The 20,155-nt window shown below is 35.7% G+C and carries 18 protein-coding genes; 5 read left to right on the top strand and 13 right to left on the bottom strand.

What is annotated here, in order from left to right:
* Nucleotides 1-129: 129 nt before the first annotated feature.
* The 3 genes from aspA to gloA2 all read right to left on the bottom strand — a co-directional run bounded on the left by aspA (nt 130) and on the right by gloA2 (nt 4,281).
* Nucleotides 130-1,560 (bottom strand): aspartate ammonia-lyase, encoded by a 1,431-nt coding sequence (gene aspA, locus QUF99_RS06950; RefSeq protein WP_289369198.1) that lies wholly within the window; start codon nt 1,558-1,560, stop codon nt 130-132.
* Nucleotides 1,561-2,179: 619 nt separating this feature from the next.
* Nucleotides 2,180-3,499, bottom strand: a complete 1,320-nt coding sequence (locus QUF99_RS06945) for a hemolysin family protein (RefSeq protein ID WP_289369197.1) — start codon at nt 3,497-3,499, stop codon at nt 2,180-2,182.
* 395 nt (nt 3,500-3,894) lie between these two features.
* A complete protein-coding gene (gene gloA2 / locus QUF99_RS06940) occupies nt 3,895-4,281 on the bottom strand; it encodes an SMU1112c/YaeR family gloxylase I-like metalloprotein (protein ID WP_289369196.1) in 387 nt (128 codons plus the stop codon).
* Between the two features lie 91 nt (nt 4,282-4,372).
* Between gloA2 and QUF99_RS06935 the strand changes: the two genes are divergently transcribed.
* From QUF99_RS06935 to QUF99_RS06925, 3 genes are all read left to right on the top strand, one after another.
* Nucleotides 4,373-5,551 (top strand): NupC/NupG family nucleoside CNT transporter, encoded by a 1,179-nt coding sequence (locus QUF99_RS06935; RefSeq protein ID WP_289369195.1) that lies wholly within the window; start codon nt 4,373-4,375, stop codon nt 5,549-5,551.
* A 350-nt stretch (nt 5,552-5,901) separates the two neighbouring features.
* The gene (locus QUF99_RS06930) at nt 5,902-6,918 is read left to right on the top strand and encodes an LCP family glycopolymer transferase (RefSeq protein ID WP_289374583.1); all 1,017 of its coding nucleotides are present in this window, start codon (nt 5,902-5,904) and stop codon (nt 6,916-6,918) included.
* Nucleotides 6,919-7,212: 294 nt separating this feature from the next.
* On the top strand, nt 7,213-8,466 hold the full coding sequence (locus QUF99_RS06925) for a VanW family protein (protein WP_289369194.1): 1,254 nt from the start codon (nt 7,213-7,215) through the stop codon (nt 8,464-8,466).
* Between the two features lie 4 nt (nt 8,467-8,470).
* Here QUF99_RS06925 and QUF99_RS06920 read toward each other — a convergent pair whose 3' ends face one another.
* From QUF99_RS06920 to QUF99_RS06900, 5 genes are all read right to left on the bottom strand, one after another.
* Nucleotides 8,471-8,743, bottom strand: a complete 273-nt coding sequence (locus tag QUF99_RS06920) for a hypothetical protein (RefSeq protein WP_289369193.1) — start codon at nt 8,741-8,743, stop codon at nt 8,471-8,473.
* Between the two features lie 52 nt (nt 8,744-8,795).
* On the bottom strand, nt 8,796-9,314 hold the full coding sequence (locus QUF99_RS06915) for an RNase A-like domain-containing lipoprotein (protein ID WP_289369192.1): 519 nt from the start codon (nt 9,312-9,314) through the stop codon (nt 8,796-8,798).
* A 143-nt stretch (nt 9,315-9,457) separates the two neighbouring features.
* Complete coding sequence (gene copZ / locus QUF99_RS06910) at nt 9,458-9,661, bottom strand: copper chaperone CopZ (protein WP_289369191.1); 204 nt, start codon at nt 9,659-9,661, stop codon at nt 9,458-9,460.
* Between the two features lie 168 nt (nt 9,662-9,829).
* A complete protein-coding gene (locus tag QUF99_RS06905) occupies nt 9,830-12,220 on the bottom strand; it encodes a heavy metal translocating P-type ATPase (protein ID WP_289369190.1) in 2,391 nt (796 codons plus the stop codon).
* A 16-nt stretch (nt 12,221-12,236) separates the two neighbouring features.
* Nucleotides 12,237-12,539, bottom strand: a complete 303-nt coding sequence (locus tag QUF99_RS06900; protein ID WP_286123551.1) for a metal-sensing transcriptional repressor — start codon at nt 12,537-12,539, stop codon at nt 12,237-12,239.
* A 153-nt stretch (nt 12,540-12,692) separates the two neighbouring features.
* Here QUF99_RS06900 and QUF99_RS06895 point away from each other — a divergent pair, with 153 nt between their 5' ends.
* Nucleotides 12,693-13,241: a TVP38/TMEM64 family protein gene (locus tag QUF99_RS06895; protein WP_289369189.1), complete on the top strand. Its 549-nt coding sequence runs from the start codon at nt 12,693-12,695 to the stop codon at nt 13,239-13,241.
* A gap of 50 nt (nt 13,242-13,291) precedes the next feature.
* Here QUF99_RS06895 and QUF99_RS06890 read toward each other — a convergent pair whose 3' ends face one another.
* The 3 genes from QUF99_RS06890 to QUF99_RS06880 all read right to left on the bottom strand — a co-directional run bounded on the left by QUF99_RS06890 (nt 13,292) and on the right by QUF99_RS06880 (nt 16,591).
* On the bottom strand, nt 13,292-14,992 hold the full coding sequence (locus QUF99_RS06890) for a M4 family metallopeptidase (protein ID WP_289369188.1): 1,701 nt from the start codon (nt 14,990-14,992) through the stop codon (nt 13,292-13,294).
* A 229-nt stretch (nt 14,993-15,221) separates the two neighbouring features.
* Nucleotides 15,222-15,317: an NprX family peptide pheromone gene (locus QUF99_RS06885; RefSeq protein ID WP_289369187.1), complete on the bottom strand. Its 96-nt coding sequence runs from the start codon at nt 15,315-15,317 to the stop codon at nt 15,222-15,224.
* Nucleotides 15,314-16,591: a tetratricopeptide repeat protein gene (locus tag QUF99_RS06880; protein WP_289369186.1), complete on the bottom strand. Its 1,278-nt coding sequence runs from the start codon at nt 16,589-16,591 to the stop codon at nt 15,314-15,316. Before QUF99_RS06880 ends, QUF99_RS06885 begins: the two co-directional genes overlap by 4 nt.
* A 334-nt stretch (nt 16,592-16,925) precedes the next feature.
* On the opposite strand from QUF99_RS06880, the gene QUF99_RS06875 reads away from it, so the two are divergent.
* Nucleotides 16,926-18,389: a nicotinate phosphoribosyltransferase gene (locus QUF99_RS06875; protein ID WP_289369185.1), complete on the top strand. Its 1,464-nt coding sequence runs from the start codon at nt 16,926-16,928 to the stop codon at nt 18,387-18,389.
* Nucleotides 18,390-18,499: 110 nt separating this feature from the next.
* Here the strand turns inward: QUF99_RS06875 and QUF99_RS06870 are convergent, their stop codons facing one another.
* Together QUF99_RS06870 and QUF99_RS06865 are read right to left on the bottom strand one after the other, a co-directional pair.
* On the bottom strand, nt 18,500-18,856 hold the full coding sequence (locus QUF99_RS06870; RefSeq protein WP_289369184.1) for an ATPase: 357 nt from the start codon (nt 18,854-18,856) through the stop codon (nt 18,500-18,502).
* 406 nt (nt 18,857-19,262) lie between these two features.
* Nucleotides 19,263-20,150, bottom strand: a complete 888-nt coding sequence (locus QUF99_RS06865; RefSeq protein WP_289369183.1) for a DMT family transporter — start codon at nt 20,148-20,150, stop codon at nt 19,263-19,265.
* Between the last annotated feature and the right edge of the window lie 5 nt (nt 20,151-20,155).

Genomic DNA, 20,155 nt, shown 5'->3' with positions numbered 1-20,155 from the left:
CATAGGGATCGTTTTTTATTTCCTTCTTCTTTCTAGCCATTCACTAAGATATAGCACTTCACTAATTCCAATTGATTCCTACTTTTATACGAAAAAAAGACCGATTCGCTTCATCGGTCTTTTTTATCATTACTTTTTATTCTTTAACAACGCGGCTCCCGCAATTTCAGGGTGCGTCATTTCATACGGATCCAAAATAATATCCAATTCTTCTTCTGTTAGCACACCATATTCTAAGCAAAGCTCACGAACTGATTTCCCTGTCGCAATCGCTTCACGAGCAATACGAGAAGCTTTTTCATATCCAATATGAGGATTCACCGCCGTAATAATTCCAACGCTTTTCTCAACATATTGTTTTAACAATTCTTCATTTGCAGTAATACCTTCAATACAATATTCACGGAACACACGGAATGCGTTGTTCATAATGCTAATGGACTGAATTAAGTTAAACACCAATACTGGCTCCATTACATTTAATTCTAATTGTCCCGCTTCTGACGCTAAGCATATTGTATGGTCATTTCCAATCACTTGGAAGGCAACTTGATTAACCACTTCTGCCATAACCGGATTTACTTTACCTGGCATAATAGACGAACCTGGCTGACGAGCTGGTAATTGAATTTCCGCTAAACCAACGCGTGGACCCGATGCCATAACTCGTAGGTCATTTGAAATTTTAGACATGTTCATCATACATACTTTTAACGCGGCAGATACTTCTGTATATGCATCTGTATTTTGCGTTGCATCTACTAAATGTTCTGCACCAACGAGTGGGAATCCACTAATAGCGGCTAAATGTTCCACAACATTCTTAATATAAGTTGGGTTTGCATTTAATCCTGTTCCAACAGCTGTCGCCCCCATATTCACTTCATATAAGTGTTGGCGAGACTGCCTAATACGTTTTATATCACGACCAAGCACGCGGCTATATGCCTCAAATTCTTGCCCCAGTCGAATTGGTACTGCATCTTGTAAGTGCGTACGCCCCATTTTAATGACATGGTCAAATTCTTTTGCTTTATCAGTAAATGCACCATGAAGTTCTTCCATTGTAACTAGAAGTTCTTCTAACATCATAAGCACTGCAATATGAATACCTGTTGGGAATGCATCGTTTGTTGACTGTGCCATATTGACATGCGTATTTGGACTAATTGTCGCATAGTTTCCTTTTTCATATCCCATCTGCTCAAGAGCACGGTTTGCAATGACTTCATTTGTATTCATATTAATAGAAGTTCCTGCACCGCCTTGAATTGGATCCACAATAAACTGATCATGGAATTTTCCTTCAATAATTTCCTGAGCAGCTTTTGCAATTTCTTCCCCAATATTTGCATGTAAATAACCTGTCTCCATATTTGCAAGTGCTGCTGCTTTTTTTACGATAGCCATTGCCGTAATTAATGACGTATGAAGACGATACCCTGTAATTGGAAAATTTTCTACAGCTCGCAACGTTTGTACGCCATAATAAGCTGCAACTGGTACTTCTTTTTCACCTAAAAAATCTTTTTCAATACGAATGTCTTTTGTTGCTATCATGTTCCATCACCTATACTTTTTATCATTTTTGGCCAAGAAAACTCCCTCCCCAATTTGTGTGAATATGTATAGCATCAACAAATAGGCGGGAGTAGTTCAATCTGGTTGATGACCTAAAAACACTCTTCTCTATGAAAATATTATTTTTAGCAAGAAAAAAGTGTCCTTATCTCCTTTCACTATATAGCACCTATTTTGAAAGCGCAAACAATAATATTTTTCTGTAAAAGTAAATTATAATTAACGAACGGTAAGAACGCAGTCTATATAAATACAAATTAAAAAACCGACATAAAGCCTTTCTTTTTAGGTGGGAGAGAGCATCCGGCCAGCGGTCAGATCCTTTTCCTGCCCCAGACACAGTGAAAACAAAGAGAGAAAACGAGTGCAGGTCACCTTTTGTTATCCATAGCCGCGGCTTATATGTCGAAAAATCAAAATGGATTTATATAATAAAGGGAAACTTCAATCAGTGGGGACTTCATCGCCCACTGATTATTAGCCCTCACCAATCGGACTTTTACTGCCCGCAAATAGCGGGATAAAAAGTATTCCTCCCGTTCGTTACAGGTTATGAATACAGTTATAGCTAAACACACGCCTTTATATATGATACACTTCACAAAGCAATTGCTTTCCCTTCTGGTTCAGCTCTTTTTATTTCAACTCGCTTGATTTGATGTGAATCTTTTTCAAGAACTGTGAAAATCCAACCGCTTGTATCGATGATATCGCCCTCTGCAACTGTCTGTTTTTGCGTCATTAACCAACCGCCAATTGTATCTACATCATCAGCAACTAAATGTAAGCCAAATAAATCATTCACTTCACTTATTAGCACTTTCCCGTCAACAATTTTACATGTATCACTTATATGTTGAACTGGTGGATATTCATCTTCGTCGTACTCATCCCGAATTTCACCAACAATTTCTTCCAAAATATCTTCAAGTGTAACAATCCCTGCCGTTCCTCCATATTCATCATATAAAATTGCAAACGGGATTCTCTTTTTTTGCATTTGCAGTAACAAATCATGAATTGGAATGTTTTCCATCACTTCAATGACAGGTCTTGTATACGGTGCGATGGTCCACTCCTCTTTTTGGTCATCACTCATATAACGAATAAATAAATCTTTTACATTTACCATTCCAATGATTTCGTCTTTATCTTCTCCAAATACAGGATACCTTGTATACTTTTCTTGCCCAATCACTTTCATATGTGTCTCAAAAGGCTCGTCTTCATATAAACCGACAATTTCAGTACGCGGCACCATAATTTCTTTTGCTAAACGATTATCAAATTCAAAAATATTATTTACATATTTAAACTCGGCTTGATTAATTTCACCGCTTTCATAACTCTCCGATAAAATAAGTCGTAACTCTTCTTCTGAATGTGCAACTTCATGCTCAGAAGCTGGATGTAATCCAAACATACTTGCCACAAGGCGAGCTGCTCCATTTAACACCCAAATAAACGGATACATAATGCGATAAAAATAAATGAGCGGCTGAGATAATAACAGGCTTACTTGCTCCGCCTTTTGAATGGCAAATGTTTTCGGTGCTAATTCACCAATGACAACATGTAAAAATGTAATGACTGCAAATGAAATGATAAAAGATACTGTACTTGCAATTGCAGGCGAGAGTTCCATCCTTAAGAATAATGGCTCTAATAAGTGCTTTATAGTTGGTTCACCTAACCAACCTAGCCCTAGAGCTGTAATTGTGATTCCAAGCTGACAAGCTGATAAATATCCATCTAAATTTGAAATCACTTTCTTGGCTGCCAGTGCCCCCCGTTTTTTTTCTCCCACAAGCTGATCAATACGACTGCTGCGTACTTTTATAATCGCAAATTCAATTGCCACAAAAAAACCAGTTAGTCCAATTAGAATAGCCACCATCATCAATTTAGTAATTTCCAAAGAACACCTTTAGCTTTCTTCAGCTAAAGTTACACCTCCTTTTGAAAAGAAGTTTCCCCGTCACTCTAACAAGTGGTAAGCTCCCTTAAAGATGTTATGTTTGAGAGAACTGCCCGCAAAAGTCTAGTTAACAGGATTTCCCATGTAGGCGAGATAAAGTGAAACTTCTATCAGTGGGGGGGTTCTTCATCCCCACTGATTATTAGCCCCCACCAATCGGGCTTTTACGGGCAGTTTATCCCCCGCCCAACTTCTTTACTTTTTGCTGAACTTTGAGGTGGAGGTATTACTGCCCTCAAATAGCGGGATAAAAAACCTCCCACTAATGAAGGTTTTACTTTGTTTTTATTTTCTTCATTTATTAGGGAGCAAACCTATATAAATTTCGCCAATTTTTAGTGCTCGTACAATTCTAATGGTAAATCATCTGGATCTTGAAAAAATACAAATTGTTTCCCCGTTATTTCATCCACGCGAATCGGCTCTGTCTCTACTCCGCATTGTCGTAAATGTTGAACAGCTTCCTGTATGTCAGTAACTGCAAAAGCTAAATGCCTCAGACCAGCCGCTTCCGGAAAACTTGGTCGTTTTGGAGGATTTGGAAATGAGAATAATTCAATTTGATACTGCTCTCCTACACATAAATCCAATTTATATGAATCCCTTTCTTCCCTATATACTTCATTTAACACTTTAAATCCTAATATATTTGTATAAAAATCCTTAGATTTTTGATAGTCCGAACAAATAATTGCAATATGATGCACTTTAACTATATTCATTCCCTAATCCATCCCTTTCTTTACCGAACGTGCATATTCTCCTTCGAAATGAAAAACCTATGTAACAGAACATCTCTTGAGGAGGATTACTATGAAATTTATTACTTTTTTTCTCGGTCTTGTCGTTGTTTTCTTTCTTGCTTTCATTGCAAGTAACAATAAAAAGCGTATTAAGTTCAAACCCATTTTCATTATGCTTATTATACAGTTAATTTTAACTTACTTACTATTAAATACACAGATTGGTCTCGTACTTGTTACAACTGTTTCTAATTTGTTTACGAAATTATTGGATTACGCTGCGTCCGGCATAAACTTCGTATTTGGTGGTATCGCTAATAAAGGAGAAATGCCTTTCTTTTTAAATGTACTACTACCAATTGTATTTATTTCTGTTTTAATTGGTATTTTACAGCATTTCAAAATCCTACCGTTCTGTATTCGCTGGATTGGTTTTTTCCTCAGTAAAATAAACGGGCTTGGAAAACTGGAGTCTTATAACGCTGTTGCATCAGCTATTGTAGGACAATCAGAAGTATTTATTACTGTAAAGAAACAGCTTGGTCAAATTCCAAGGCATCGCCTTTATACACTTTGTGCTTCTGCGATGTCTACTGTATCTATGTCAATCGTCGGTGCTTATATGACAATGATTGAACCAAAATATGTCGTAACCGCTCTTGTCTTGAATTTATTTAGCGGCTTTATTATCGTACTCATCATTAATCCGTACGATGTGAAAGAGGAAGAAGATATTTTAGAAATTAAAGAAGAGAAACAAACTTTCTTTGAAATGTTAGGCGAATACATTTTAGATGGATTTCGCGTTGCTGTTGTCGTCAGTGCAATGCTAATTGGATTTGTTGCCCTAATCAGCTGTATTAATGATTTATTCCATATTATTTTTGGAATTACATTTCAGCAGTTGCTCGGGTATGCCTTCTCCCCCATTGCCTTTCTTATCGGTGTGCCAACTAAAGAAATCGTAGCAGCAGGAAGTATTATGGCTACAAAGCTTGTGACAAATGAGTTTGTCGCTATGATGGACTTAGGTAAACTAGCAGGCACACTCTCTCCGCGTACAGTGGGTATTATTTCAGTCTTTCTTGTATCATTTGCAAATTTCTCTTCCATTGGAATTATTTCTGGTGCCGTAAAAGGATTAAACGAAGAACAAGGAAATGTCGTCGCTCGCTTCGGTTTAAAACTACTATACGGGGCTACACTCGTCAGTATTTTATCTGCAATTATTGTTAGCATTATGCTATAAGCCGGTAAAATTTAATCCTTTTCTTCTTGGTCCTTTTTGTATAAAATACCCTTAGATGTCTCATAAATAATCGAGACATCTATTTTTTATACATGTACAACGCCTTCTATTTGTCGTACAATATTTTTTGTCCGCTCTAACGGGCAGGAAGGTTCCGATTGTTGAAAGCTTTCCATCAGTAGGATGATGGAAGTCTCACTTTATATGCCGTACTTAGATGTAGTCACCCTTTTCCTATCTTTCATTTTCATTTCAAGTGAAAGATTATCGTATTTTTGGAAAATAAAAGATGTGCCTTGTCTGCAGCTTATACAAAAATATACAAATTGAATTACCTAAAGGAGAACTAGATAATGAAATCTGATACAGAAAAACATAAAAGAACCTCAGACAGGCGATCTAAAAAGAGACGTCTACTATGGTTTATTCTAATTCCATTACTTATTGTAGCGATTGGTGGTGGAGGCTATTTCTCCCATATATACAGTAAAGCAAAATCTATTGTAAATAATGCATATTCTGAGCTGAGCAGAGGAGATAAATCTGATAAACGCGAGAAAGCTGTTAAACCAATGACAGATAATATTTCCGTTCTCATTATGGGTGTGGACGAAAGCGATATCCGCGAAAAATCTTACGGTAGTGCGACACGTACAGATGCACTATTACTTGCCACAATTAATAAAAATGATAAATCGGTAAAACTTGTAAGCATACCACGTGACTCTCGCGTATATATTAAATCACGTGGAAAACAAGATAAAATTACACATGCTCACGTATTTGGGGGTGTTGATAGCACAATTGATACAGTTGAAAACTTTTTAAATGTTCCTGTTGACTACTATGTTAAATTCAACTTTAAATCCTTTATAAATATTGTGGATTCTCTTGGTGGTATTGATGTGAATGTCCCTGTTGAATTTACAGAGCAAAATAGTAAAGATGAACCGAATGCGATTCACCTCAAAAAAGGCCTTCAACACTTAAATGGCGAAGAAGCTCTTGCTTTAGCAAGAACTCGTCACATTGATAGCGATTATATGCGTGGACAGCGCCAACAACTTATTTTAGAAGCGATTGCTGAAAAGGCATTATCTATAAATTCTATTAATAAAATTGAGGATTTATTAGATGCAGTTGATCACGATTTAAAAACAAACTTAACCTTTGATGACATCATGACAATTACAAAAAATATGATGGGTTCAAGCTTAAGGATGGACAAGCTTCAAGTAAAAGGTGACGATAAATATATAAACGGCATCTACTACTATGTTCCTGAAGAAAAAAGCGTACAGGACATATCAAAGACATTAAAACAGCATCTCGGTGTTACAGATAAAACTGAACATAAAAAGTTATAATAAAAGGGCCGTGAACAACGGCCCTTTTATTTTTCATCTACGCTTATTGAAAAAAATCGCAAAACAACTTTGAATTTTCTGATAATTTATAATACAATAGTAACAAACCTTCCTTTTATTCCCTTATAAGAAAATAGACTTTTGTTACAAAATAGTAACAAGTTTTATAAAAACATTACGATTTTTCTGGAAATAATAGTATACTAGTACATATGTAATACTATTTTCATCATTCATACGTTAAAGACCGAATATATATGACTTTACATATTTGCTTTTTGGGGAGGGAAATAAATGAAGCTACGCAATTTAGTTATTGGGTCTACCATTGCAGGCGGAATATTACTCTGTGCAGGTGGAATTGGTGGTTATCAATATGTATCAAATTTGAACAAACAACTTGATACAGCTGTGTTACCACACACTACATTTGAAGGTATTTCACTTGATGGTAAAAGCAAAAAAGAAGTTCAAGCAATTATTCACCAAAAAGGGAACGAATTACAAAAAAAATTGCTTAACTATACTCTCCAAGGCAATACACAAACTTATACATGGAAAGACCTAGGTATGGAATATAGAGAAACAGATATTGTTGACAACATCTTTAAAGAACAAAAAGGCGGCATTATTGATCGTTATAAAATAAGAAAGAAAGCTGAAAATGGTGAATTGAAACGCCAGTATAAGCTAGAACCACAGTTAAATACAGCAACATTTGATGCATTTATGCAAGAAAAATATAACGAGCTCTTAAAGCAACCTGTGAATGCGGATTTAACTGTCTCAGGAACAGTAATTAACATTAGTCAAAGTCAAGATGGTGAAAAAGTTGATAAAGATAAGCTAAAAGAGTTAACAACAAAAGCTATCATTACCGGCACACAAAATATTCAGCTTCCGATTGCTTCTATAAAACCAGAACGAACTACAGAAGATATACAGAAGATGGGAATTACAGACGTTATCGCTGAATACTCTACTCCTATGGCTGGTCGAAATGGTAATCAATCCTTCAATGTTCAAAAGTCAGCTAACACTTTAAGCGGTGCACTTGTAGCACCTGATGAAACATTCAGCTTCAATGGACGCGTCGGTATTACAGATGCAGCACACGGCTACAAATCAGCCGCAGTATTTGTAAATGGAAAAGTCGAACAAAGTGCTGGTGGTGGTGTTTGCCAAGTTAGTAGTACACTATATGGCGCTGTATTACGTGCTGACTTAGGAGTTGTTGCACGTAGTAATCACTCATTACCTGTTCATTACTTACCGCTTGGGCAAGATGCAGCCGTTGCTGATTACGGTCCAGATTTAAAATTTAAAAACAATACCGGTAAACATATTTACATTCAAGCATTTTCTAATGGTGGTAGCGTAACAGCACGTATTTTTGGCACACCAACTGGCAAAAACGTAGAAGTTTCATCGCAAGTTATCAGTAATACTGATAATAGGATTACTGCTGTCACATATAAAAAGGTAACGCAAAACGGTCAAATTATCTCGAACGGTCAAATTTCAAAAAGCACATACAAAAAGGCGTGAAATATCACGCCTTTTTGTTTTGCAGCAAACTTACAAATACCTCCATATGTTCTTTCGTTTCTTCTAGGGACCAAATACGGTTTCCCTGTTTAGCTGCTAATAAACACCCTTCTTCCCATGCTTCTTGCTGCTGCATGTGTAACAATTCATATCGCAATTTCTCGATGGTTTCTCGTTCCTCTTGTTCAATAAACTCTTTCATTACAGATAGTATTTCTTCTTCATGCACACTTAACGTACAGTATGCTTTTAGAAAGTATTGAAGTGTTGAATACATGCTACTACTCCCCCTTTCTTATTTATCACGAACTCTGTAGATACCGTTAGCCTTACTTATCTGAAGGATAAGAAGTAATAATTTTAAAGCCTAATGAACCCGCTTTATCTCTTGCTAAAACCGTAACTGTATTCACAAGCTTATCTTGTACACGCATGTCTCGCTTAAGCACTGTTTTTCCAACTGGAAATGCGTGCCTCGTATTTAGTACAAGACGATTTTCTTTAGAATTCTTTAACCAATTCTCAATTTCCTTCTCGTGTTGCTTCAAACTGTCTTTAACAGCTTTTGTTGCTGTTTCTTTATCGTAGTATGTACTTGCAGCCGATACTTTATCTGTACGCAATCTTTCTTTTAACTGATCTTCTGTTTTTCCAACATGACGTTCTATCGTATGACCATTTTTCGGTGGCCCTTCCATCTCGTCTAAAATATTATCACTAATTTTTTCTACCGATGTTGAATTGTTCTCTTTCGGACTCGTTTTTTTCTGTTCTTGTCCTGAACAACCGCTTAAGATGAGAATCATCGCCAGCATTGCACTAAAGAAAATACTCCATAATCGTTTCATCATATCACCTCTTTCATGATTATTATCGTAACTTAAAAAAAAGTCAATTTCACATAGAAAAAAGCGTGTAGAACGATAAAGTTCCACACGCTTTGTCTTATTTATCCCGCATTAACGGGTACTCCCACTGATGGAAGTTTCTCTTACACAATATCGTAACCTTGTTCTTCAATTGCATCCTTTAATTGTTCCACTTTTACCATTTTTTCATCATATTCAACTGCTACTGTACCTGCTTGCAGTTCAACTTCTACGTTTTTTACACCCGCTAATTCTTGCAGTGTATTTGTTACCGCCATTTTACAATGATTACATGTCATTCCTTGTACATTTAATGTTACAGTCATTTTTGTATTCCTCCTTAATAAATTTTATCTATCTCGCATAAACGGGCAGTATGATCCGCAAAGTAAGGAAACTCAGTATAAGATAAACCACCCGTAAGTACCTAAATTCGTATAATTTTATCTATCGATGTGAACTTGAAAAATCACATCACTACGATAGGATTCTCTTTATATTTTCACGCGTTTCAATCGAAGTGCATTTGTCACAACAGATACAGAGCTAAATGCCATAGCAGCTCCAGCTACCCACGGTTCTAATAAACCACTTGCAGCAATCGGTATACCAATCGCGTTATAGAATAATGCCCAAAATAGGTTTTGACGAATATTTTTCATCGTCTTTTGGCTTAAATCAATCGCTTGTGGAATATGACCTAAGTCACCTCCAACTAATGTGACATCTGCAGCTTCAATTGCTACATCTGCCCCTGTTCCAATCGCCATACCGATATTCGCTTTCGCAAGTGCTGGCGCATCATTAATGCCATCACCAACCATTGCTACACGCTTTCCTTGCTCTTGCAATTGCTCTACAATATCAGCTTTTTGTTGTGGCAATACTTCTGCATATACATGGTCAATACCGACTTGCTTTGCAATCGCTTCAGCAGTTCGCTTATTGTCTCCTGTTACCATATAAACATCGATTCCAGCAGATTGCATTGTATGAATGGCTTCTTTTGAGCTTTCTTTAATCGTGTCAGCAACGGAAATCATCCCTGTAAACTGACCCGAAATAGCTACAAGCATGACCGTTTTTCCATCCGCTTCAAGCTCACTCATTGCTTGCTCATATGTTGCCATATCGATGCTATGTTCACTCATTAATTTTCGTGTTCCAATTACGACTTGTTTTCCATCTATATTTGCTTCAATACCGTGTCCAGGTACCGCGCGAAACTCTTCTACAGGTAAGAGGGCGATATTGTTTTGTTTTCCATATTCTACAATTGCAGAAGCAAGTGGATGTTCCGAAACATTTTCTGCAGAAGCAGCAAGTAGGAGCATATCATCTTGTAAGCTCATCACATCCGTTACTTCCGGTCTCCCCTTCGTAACAGTGCCCGTTTTATCTAATAAAACGGCGTTAATTTTATGTGTTGCTTCTAAATACTCTCCACCTTTGAAAAGAATTCCTTTCTCTGCCCCTTTTCCAGTTCCAACCATAATAGAGGTAGGCGTTGCAAGTCCTAATGCACAAGGACAAGCAATGACTAACACTGCAATGGCAACTTCAAGAGATTGCGGTAAGTCATGCGGAGTGATCCCAAAATACCAGATTAGAAAAGCAATAGCCGCAACAGCAACAACTATCGGAACAAATATACCAGAAATTGTATCTGCCATACGTTGAATAGGTGCTTTTGATCCTTGGGCTTCTTCAACGATTTTTATAATACTTGCAAGCGCTGTATCTTTTCCAATTTTTTCTGCACGCATTGTTAATGTGCCATTCTTATTAATGGTTGCTCCAATTAAAGTATCTCCAGACTGCTTATCGACTGGAATAGATTCACCTGTGATCATCGCTTCATCAACAGATGAAGTACCGGATAAAACTATACCATCGACAGGTATCTTTCCACCTGGTTTGACAATAATTGTATCACCGATAACAACATTTTCAATTGGGATTAACATTTCATTCCCATCTCGAATGACTAACGCTTCTTTTGCTTGTAAGCTTAATAATTTTGAAATCGCTTCTGTCGTTCTTCCCTTTGCAACAGCTTCAAAATATTTTCCGACCAGAATTAATGTAATTAACACTGCACTCGTTTCAAAATAAAGCTGCGGTGAATACGATGGGTTTTGCAATGTTTTCAAACCTTCATATAAGCTGTAAAAATATGCCGCTGATGTACCGAGTACAACCAGTACATCCATATTCGCACTTTTATTTCGCAGTGATCGGTATGCACCGATATAAAACTGCGAGCCGATATAAAATTGTACCGGAGTTGCAAATAATAATTGTACCCATGGATTCATTAAAAAGTGCGGTACGAGTAGCCCCGTCTCAAATGGCATATGTGCAACCATTGTATAAAGAAGTGGTAATGATAACAAAATAGAAAGAAATAGCTGTTTTCGTTTCTCTTTTAATTGTTCTTCTTTTTTATTAGACCCAGTCTCTTCTTGAGGTTTTCCTTTATAACCAAGTTTCGTTATTTTCTCTAAAATGGCTGGAATGGTAATAATACCATCTTTATATACGATTGTTGCGGTGTTCATCGCCAGATTAACAGTAACACTTTCGATTCCTTCCATTTTACCAATTACTTTTTCAATCCGATTTGAACATGCAGCGCATGTCATTCCTTCAATGTCTAAATTCACTTTTTTCGTTCGAACTTCATATCCCAGTTTCTCAATTCGATTCGTAATTGTCTCCACAGATTGTTCACCCGTATCATATTGAACTGTCGCTTGCTCCATCGCTAAATTCACATTTACTTCTACACCATCTAGCTTATTTAACACTTTTTCAATTCTGGCAGAACAAGCTGAACATGTCATTCCATCGATACCAACCGTTATCTGTTTCACACTACTCATACAGTTCATCTCCTTTCTATTTCGAGAACTGTTTGATGACTTTCATTAATTCTTGAATCGACTCGTCTCCATTCCCTTCTTGAATTGCTTTTGCCACACAATGGCTTGTGTGACGCTCCATCAATGAAAAACCTACTTTATTTAAAGCTGCCTGTACTGCAGAAATTTGTATAAGGACATCCACACAATACCGATTTTCTTCAATCATCTTCTGTATACCGCGCACTTGGCCTTCAATACGTTTTAAACGCTTTACAACCCTATCAATTTCTTCGTCCGTTCGCGGAACCATTTTTTCTTCATTTGAACAATGATCCATTTATATACCCCCCATCATGTATACATTATACCCGTAAGGGGTATATTTTTGCAAGTTTTTAACTGTAAAAAATTTATAATTATAATTAATTCCACTCTTGCCTCTATAGGTAAAATGTGATGTAATGCTAAAAAAGGCAAAGGACTTAAACTAATGCAAGAAATCATCCACTCTTTTCTCACAGATCATTACAGTATTGCAATTCCACTTAGCATCCTATTCAATATCATCATCAGCCTCGCTGGTTTTATTCCGAGCATCTTCTTAACAGCAATTAACATACAACTTTTCGGGTTAACCGATGGGACAATCATTTCAATTGTTGGGGAAGTGTTAGGAGCAATTATCTCCTTTTATTTCTATCGATTAGGGCTTCAAAAATTCGCCCAAAAAAAAATAAACCATTATCCAAAAGTAGAACGTCTCCTTTACGTACAAGGAAAAGAAGCCTTTTTACTTGTCTTATCGTTTCGATTTGTTCCATTTATTCCATCAGGTATCGTTACACTATTTGCAGCTTTAGGAAAAATGTCACTGCTCTCTTTCAGTATCGCCAGTACAATAGGGAAAATACCCGCATTGCTCATTGAAGTTTATTCTGCTTATCATGTAATGAATGGAACAAAGGAAGCAAAGTGGATTATAACGGTTGCAGGTTGTCTCGGACTATTTTATATATGGAAAAAGTGGAAGAAACAATAAAAAAAAGGAGCATCTGCTCCTTTTTTATTGTCCCTTAAGGGGAGTGAAACTTATTTTACACCAACTGCATCATACGATTGCTTCACCGCTGTAACTTCCGCAGAGTTTGCACCGTATAAATCAGCAGCAGCTTGTACTAAACCAGCACGAGCTTGGCTAAATGTAGTAGATTCCGTGAAATATACTGTATTTGCACGATAATAAATTGCTCCTACTTTATCTTTACCAATACCGTTCACTGTTACGCCGTAATGTGTACCACCATTCGCTAGTAAATAAGCAGCTTTGTTAATAATACCGCTGTTCGTATGAACACCACCATTATCGCTAGATCCTGTATAACGTTTAGAATAATGATCAGGATCACCATACTTCGCTGGATCACTCATAGAGCGAAGTGCATCTCCAGCTTGACCAGGCGTATAAATATCTTCTCCTACTTCCCAATCTGGATTACGATTATCATAGTATTCTACTAAAGTACCAAAAACATCAGAAATCGCTTCATTTAATGCTCCGGACTCATTTTGATAAATAAGATTTGAACTATATTCTGTAACAGCATGTGTTAATTCATGCCCAATTACATCTACTCCACCAGATAACGCTACAAATGTAGATCCATCTCCATCTCCATATACCATTTGCGAGCCATTCCAGAATGCATTATTGTAATTGCTTCCGTAATGAACCGTTGATTTTAACGGCGCCCCAGCATTATTGATAGAGTTTCTGTTAAACGTATTTTTATAATAATCATACGTTACACCAGCATAGTAATGAGCATCTACTGCTGCTGCATCACGGCTCGCATTGAAAATATTATCTGTGTCCGCCCATAATGTTCCAGGCAGCGTAGAACGATTTTTCGCATCATATGTGAAGATCGTTGCACCGCGTGTATTGTCTTGTAAGTAGTAACTAGATCCAGATAATGTTGTATTAATAGATTTTGTATCTCCTAATACCCCTTTACCTGTTCCTACTTTATTTGTTCCTGTTACAGGTTTTACAGCAGCTTTTTCCTCTTGCTTAGCAGCTTCCGGTTTAAGTGGAGCTTTATTTTCATTTGTTACATGACCAATTGTATTGTATTTATTTAACACTTTTCCGCTATCTGCTTCAATGAAATAATAATAGTTCCCTGGTTCTGGGTCTAAGAAGTTCAACTTCACAACATACGCGTAAGTTGCTTCTTCACCATTTTGATATACATATAAATCTGCTGATGGTTCTACTTCATATTTCGGAGTTAACCCTAAATCTTGCTGTGCAATTTCAATCGCTTTTTTACCTTCAATCTTATTTTGTTTTTTTAATTTTTCCTTTTTGTCCAAATCAGGTGCTACTGTTCCAGATAGCACTTTTAGCGCACCATCTTTTCCAACGTGTGCTAGTTGAGTAGATCCCCATACAGGTATTCCTTCATATACTTGCTGTAAACGTACAACTGTCGCATCACCTACAGAATCCTTTGTTACTTGTTTTACTTTAAAGGAATCCTCCGCACTCTTTTCCCCTAGCTTATAATCTTGTTTTGCCGCATTTAAATAATCAAAAACGACAGATTCTGCTTTCTTCCCAGATGCACCAGTCAAATCACCAGAAATAAATTCAGGTGACTGTACCGCCTCATTATACTTTTTCGTAGAGAGTACATTCTTTGAATCTGCAAACGCAGAGCTTGTCCCTCCAAATGTCGTAACTGCCATTCCTGCTGCTAATACAAATGCTAAACTTTTCTTTTTCATATAACCTTCCCCCTAATAATGTTTTTTGAAAATTTAAAAAAGAGTAATTTTATATTAGCATTAGGTTCCCACTATTAATATACTAAAAAGTAAAATAAATCTTTTCTCAACTTTTGTAGAATTTTGCGGAACAAATATTGAGAAAGGCCCTTTCCAAAATGGAAAGGGCCTTTCTCAATATTTGTTCTATATTTACTCTTTAAGCTAATTTATTTTCGCGCTATAAATATCAATAAATATCAGGTTTACTTGTATATTGTTGAATTCCACCCATCGCAGTAAACAATAACCCAATCATTAACAATCCATCCAATACTTTTTTCATTCGTATTCCTCCTTATAATCTTCTAGCACTTCAATAACAAGTTTATAATACCGATTACTTTCCTTTAAATCTGACAGCTCGTCAAAGTATTCAGCAAGTTCCATATAAGCTTTCTTTAATTCTTTCTTATTTCCTGCAACTTTAAAAAAGGGAATTGCTTCCGTTTCTAAAAATGCTTTATATGCTTTTGTTTCTTCAAAATACTTATACCTGAGCATGAGAAGCAAATACAATTTTGTATTAAATCTCTCTTCCTGCTTAGCAGCTACAATCCCTTTATCAATCCATCCTTTAGCTTCCTCTAATTGTCCAAGATTAATACATTGCAACGCCATCTCATATAACGTATCAATATAATTTAAATCCTCTTGCCTTTGATATTGTAAACTTTTTGAGTAGTATTCTTTTGCTTCTTCGTATTGATTTTTTTTATAATAAATATTTCCAATATTACTTAACGTAATAGCTAGAATTGAATCTTTTTCAGCAAAAGAATCTGATTCTCTTAGTATACCTTTATACATCTTTAAAGCTTCTTCATACTGTCCCTTTTCCGTATAGCTTAACGCAATAATAATTTGACAATTAATTACATATCTGAATTTATACTCATTTCGAAATCCTTCTAGTGCAACATTCGCAAAATGAAGTGCAAGGTGCGGGATTTCCAAGTGACTATATGCGAGCGCTATATTATAATAAATCCCTGTTTCATAATAACTCAACTCTTTTGCTATCACTTCAGTTTTAAGTAAGTAATCTAAGCCATCTTTAAACTTATACTGCAAGCAATATGCCAACGCCTTACTATACATATACAACAACTTCTGAAACGGAGAATACTTTTTATACATCTTTTTCAAGTTCTCTAGTTCCTCTTCAAGCGCTGGAAGATCCCTTTTTATAATTAAATAACGTGTATAAAGAAGCTTATAATAATTTATGATTTCAAAATCTACAACATGCTGCATTTCAGATTGCAGTTCGTTGTATATGCGTTCAACCTGTTGCTTATCCAAATGAACTAATGCGTTTAACCAGTCATCCAGCTTCTCTTTCACTTCCGCTTCTACATCTCTCAAATCAGAAACAGCAATCTCTAATTTCACACAAAGCAGCTGTAAAATTTCTTCCGACGCTTCGATCTTTCCATTTTCAATTTTACTTAAATATGAGACGGAACAAATGCCCTGACATAATTCTTCTTGCGTCATTTTTTGCTGAAGTCGCTTATAAAAAACTTGTTTGCCAATTTTTTCTAAAGTTTGTTGCATTGTCCTCCTCCATTCTCATTTCCCCTCACTACTCTAATAATACATAAAAATGGTAAAAATATAAATTGATAAATGCAAATTTTCTATATATTTTTTTCAATAAAAGAGCTTTATTCCAATCCAAACAACCAAATTTTATATTAGAAAAGGTTTTTCACTGACTTGACTATACTTTTTACTTGATCAATGGTGTGGATGATTATATTCAGTCTAATAATATCTGAATTTTCCGCACGATAAACCAAAGAAGATCCTTCTTACTAAAAGGATCTTCTTTGGCATAAACTAGTAAAAATTGTTATACTATAACCAAATTACGGAGGTGTTTTTCGCAATGAATCATTATAAAGACGATAGTTACGCCTTACATACAGATTTATATCAAATTAATATGGCTTATACGTATTGGAAAGACGGCATTCATAATCGCCGCTCTGTTTTTGATTTATATTTCCGGAAGCTTCCATTTGAAAATGGTTATGCCCTTTTTGCTGGCCTTGAAAAAATTATCGAGTACATAGAAAATTTTCGTTTCACCGAAAGTGATATCGCTTATTTAACAGAGCTTCAATTTGAGGAAGAATTTCTACATTATTTACAAAATATGAAGTTTACTGGAACGATTCGCAGCATGATAGAAGGCGAAGTTATTTTTAACAATGAACCACTCCTGCGTGTTGATGCACCGCTTGGAGAAGCTCAAATTATTGAAACTGCTTTGTTGAACATTGTGAATTACCAAACATTAATTGCTACAAAAGCTGCTCGAATGAAGCATGCAGCGAACAATGATGAACTACTGGAATTCGGTACACGTCGTGCCCATGAATTCGACGCTGCCCTTTGGGGGACACGCGCAGCCTTTATCGGGGGATTTTCTTCTACAAGTAACGTCCGTGCAGGAAAACGGTTTGGCATTCCAGTGGCAGGTACTCATGCTCATTCGTTTGTCCAAGCATATCGTGACGAATATGTTGCCTTTAAAAAATACGCGGAAACACATGAGAAATGCGTTTTTCTCGTTGATACCTATGACACTTTAAAATCTGGTGTGCCAAATGCAATTCGCATTGCGAAAGAATTTGGCGATCGTATTAATTTTTACGGGATTCGTCTTGATAGTGGCGATATGGCATATTTATCAAAAGAAGCACGAAAACTGCTTGATGACGCAGGATTTACAAACACAAAAATTATTGCTTCTAGCGATTTAGATGAATATACGATTATGCATTTAAAATCACAGGGATCAAAAATCGATGTGTGGGGTGTGGGAACAAAGCTCATTACATCATTTGAGCAGCCCGCATTAGGTGCTGTTTATAAATTGGTGGCCATTGAAGATGAAGATGGAACGTTAAACGATACAATCAAAATTTCTTCCAATCCTGAAAAGATTACAACACCAGGATTAAAGCGTGTATATCGTATTATTAATCGCTTAAATCAACATACAGAAGGGGATTATATCGCTTTAGAAACAGAAGTACCACAACAAGAAGAACGGTTAAAAATGTTCCACCCGGTTCATACGTACATTAGTAAATTTGTGACGAACTTTGAAGCACGTGAGCTACACCATGATATTTTCATACATGGTAAAAGAACGTATGAATTACCTGATATACTAGAGATTCAAGCCTATGCAAAAAGCAGTTTAGCACTATTTTGGGAAGAATATACACGAACGCTTAACCCTGAAGAATATCCCGTTGATCTAAGCCAAATGTGTTGGGATCATAAAATGAATTATATTCAAACTGTGCGAGATCAAATTTCAAATAATATCAAAAAATAAAAAGAGAAGCGATTGTTATTAAGACCTGAATTTTAAAGAGGACATAACATATAATTATCGACAATTAAAGGGGTTGGACACCTTTTAGGTACCCAACCCCTTTCTTAAAACTAAAGAATCTGCGTTAATTCTGAGTGCAATACTCGTTGTGCAGTAATAATAACGCCACCAGCTGTTACTCCGTAAACACTGTATAATCCACCGTTTTGATTAGGAACAATTTCAACTTCGTATTGAAGCGCTTGTCCCAAAGTAGAGTGAACTAAACTTAGAGTTACAAGATTAGAAGCATTAGCAGCCACATTAAAGTTTATCTGTTCGATTAATGTTCTTGTACCGTCAAGTCTAAAAGATCTAACTACCCCAGTAAGTGGACCTCCAGTACGATTGAGGATTTTAACCCTAGCTCTATTTGCATTAGCAGGTTGATTTCCTACGTTTTCAATTGGACCAGTAGTGAAAGGCATTTTAAATTCACCTCCAATTAAATCAAAAGATTAGTAATCTGCAGATTACAATTCCATAGTATGCAATGCTTTATTAAAACGGTCTAAATCAATTCACCAATTTGTTTTAAAAATGAAAAAATAGTAATCTGCGAATTATGATTTCACAGTTTTTAATATAGTTTTGTTGCAAGAAATCTATGTCACACATTTGATTTGTTGTCTTCGAATGAAAAAAGCTATATTTCTATATTACGTAGAGATATAGAAATATAGCTTTTTCTTTGTATTCAATTAATATATACCGTACACATGATAGGTTTACATAACCGATCATTATCAGAAGTAAATCTAGGTTATGTAAATTAGAATGATACAAATGAATATTCTCAACGTAGATGTATTTTTATGTACCGTGATAAAATATCTATTCTATATTTTTCTTATAATTTAGTTTTAATAAACTTTTAAAATCTAGTTCAGCAATTAATACACTTAATAATAAGAGTGTTGCACCTAAGTAACCTTTCAATGTGAGAGTTTCACCTGTGAAAAAGAAAGCAAAACCTGCTGAAAAAACAGGTTCTAATGAAAAAATAAGACCCGTATGTGTAGGACTGGTATATTGCTGTGCAATTATTTGAACAATGAAAGCTATTGCTGTACAAAATATGCTTAATGCTAAGATTGAAAACCATGATTCGGAAGTGTCAGGAAGTTTTGGTGTTTCCATAAACATTGAGAAAATGATACTAAATAGGCCAACGAAACCAAGTTGTAAAACTCCCAGGATAATTGAATTAACATGCTTAGTCATTGTTCCAGTAACGATGATATGAACTGCATAAAATAAAGCACATAAAATACATAATATATCACCATCACCTATCTTTAATTGGCTATTTAATGTTAATAGTCCTATTCCTACTATGGTTAAAACAATTCCCAATACAACTTTTTTTTCAGGCCTTTGCTTTAAAAATATAGATGATAATACTGGAATAAATATGACTGTGAGACTCATTAAGAAACCAGCATTAGAAACAGATGTATACTTTGTACCAAAAGTCGCAAAAACATAAACTATAAACAAAATAGAAGCTAATATAAAAGCATATTTTATAGTCTTAAAGTCAATTTTGATTAGGTGCTTGTAAAATACTATGCCTGACAAAAGAAAAGCAATAATAAAACGTAATGCGATTAAATTATATTCTGGTATGTAATCGAGACCAATTTTTGTAAGTAAGATGGACGCACCCCAAAAAAATGTAATCATTAGTAGCATTAAATCAGCTTTTAATTGTATTCTCATCTCTA

This window comes from Bacillus sp. DX4.1 (assembly GCF_030348195.1).
In the GTDB taxonomy this organism is placed as follows: domain Bacteria; phylum Bacillota; class Bacilli; order Bacillales; family Bacillaceae_G; genus Bacillus_A.
This window is presented reverse-complemented; position numbering and strand designations above follow the sequence as displayed.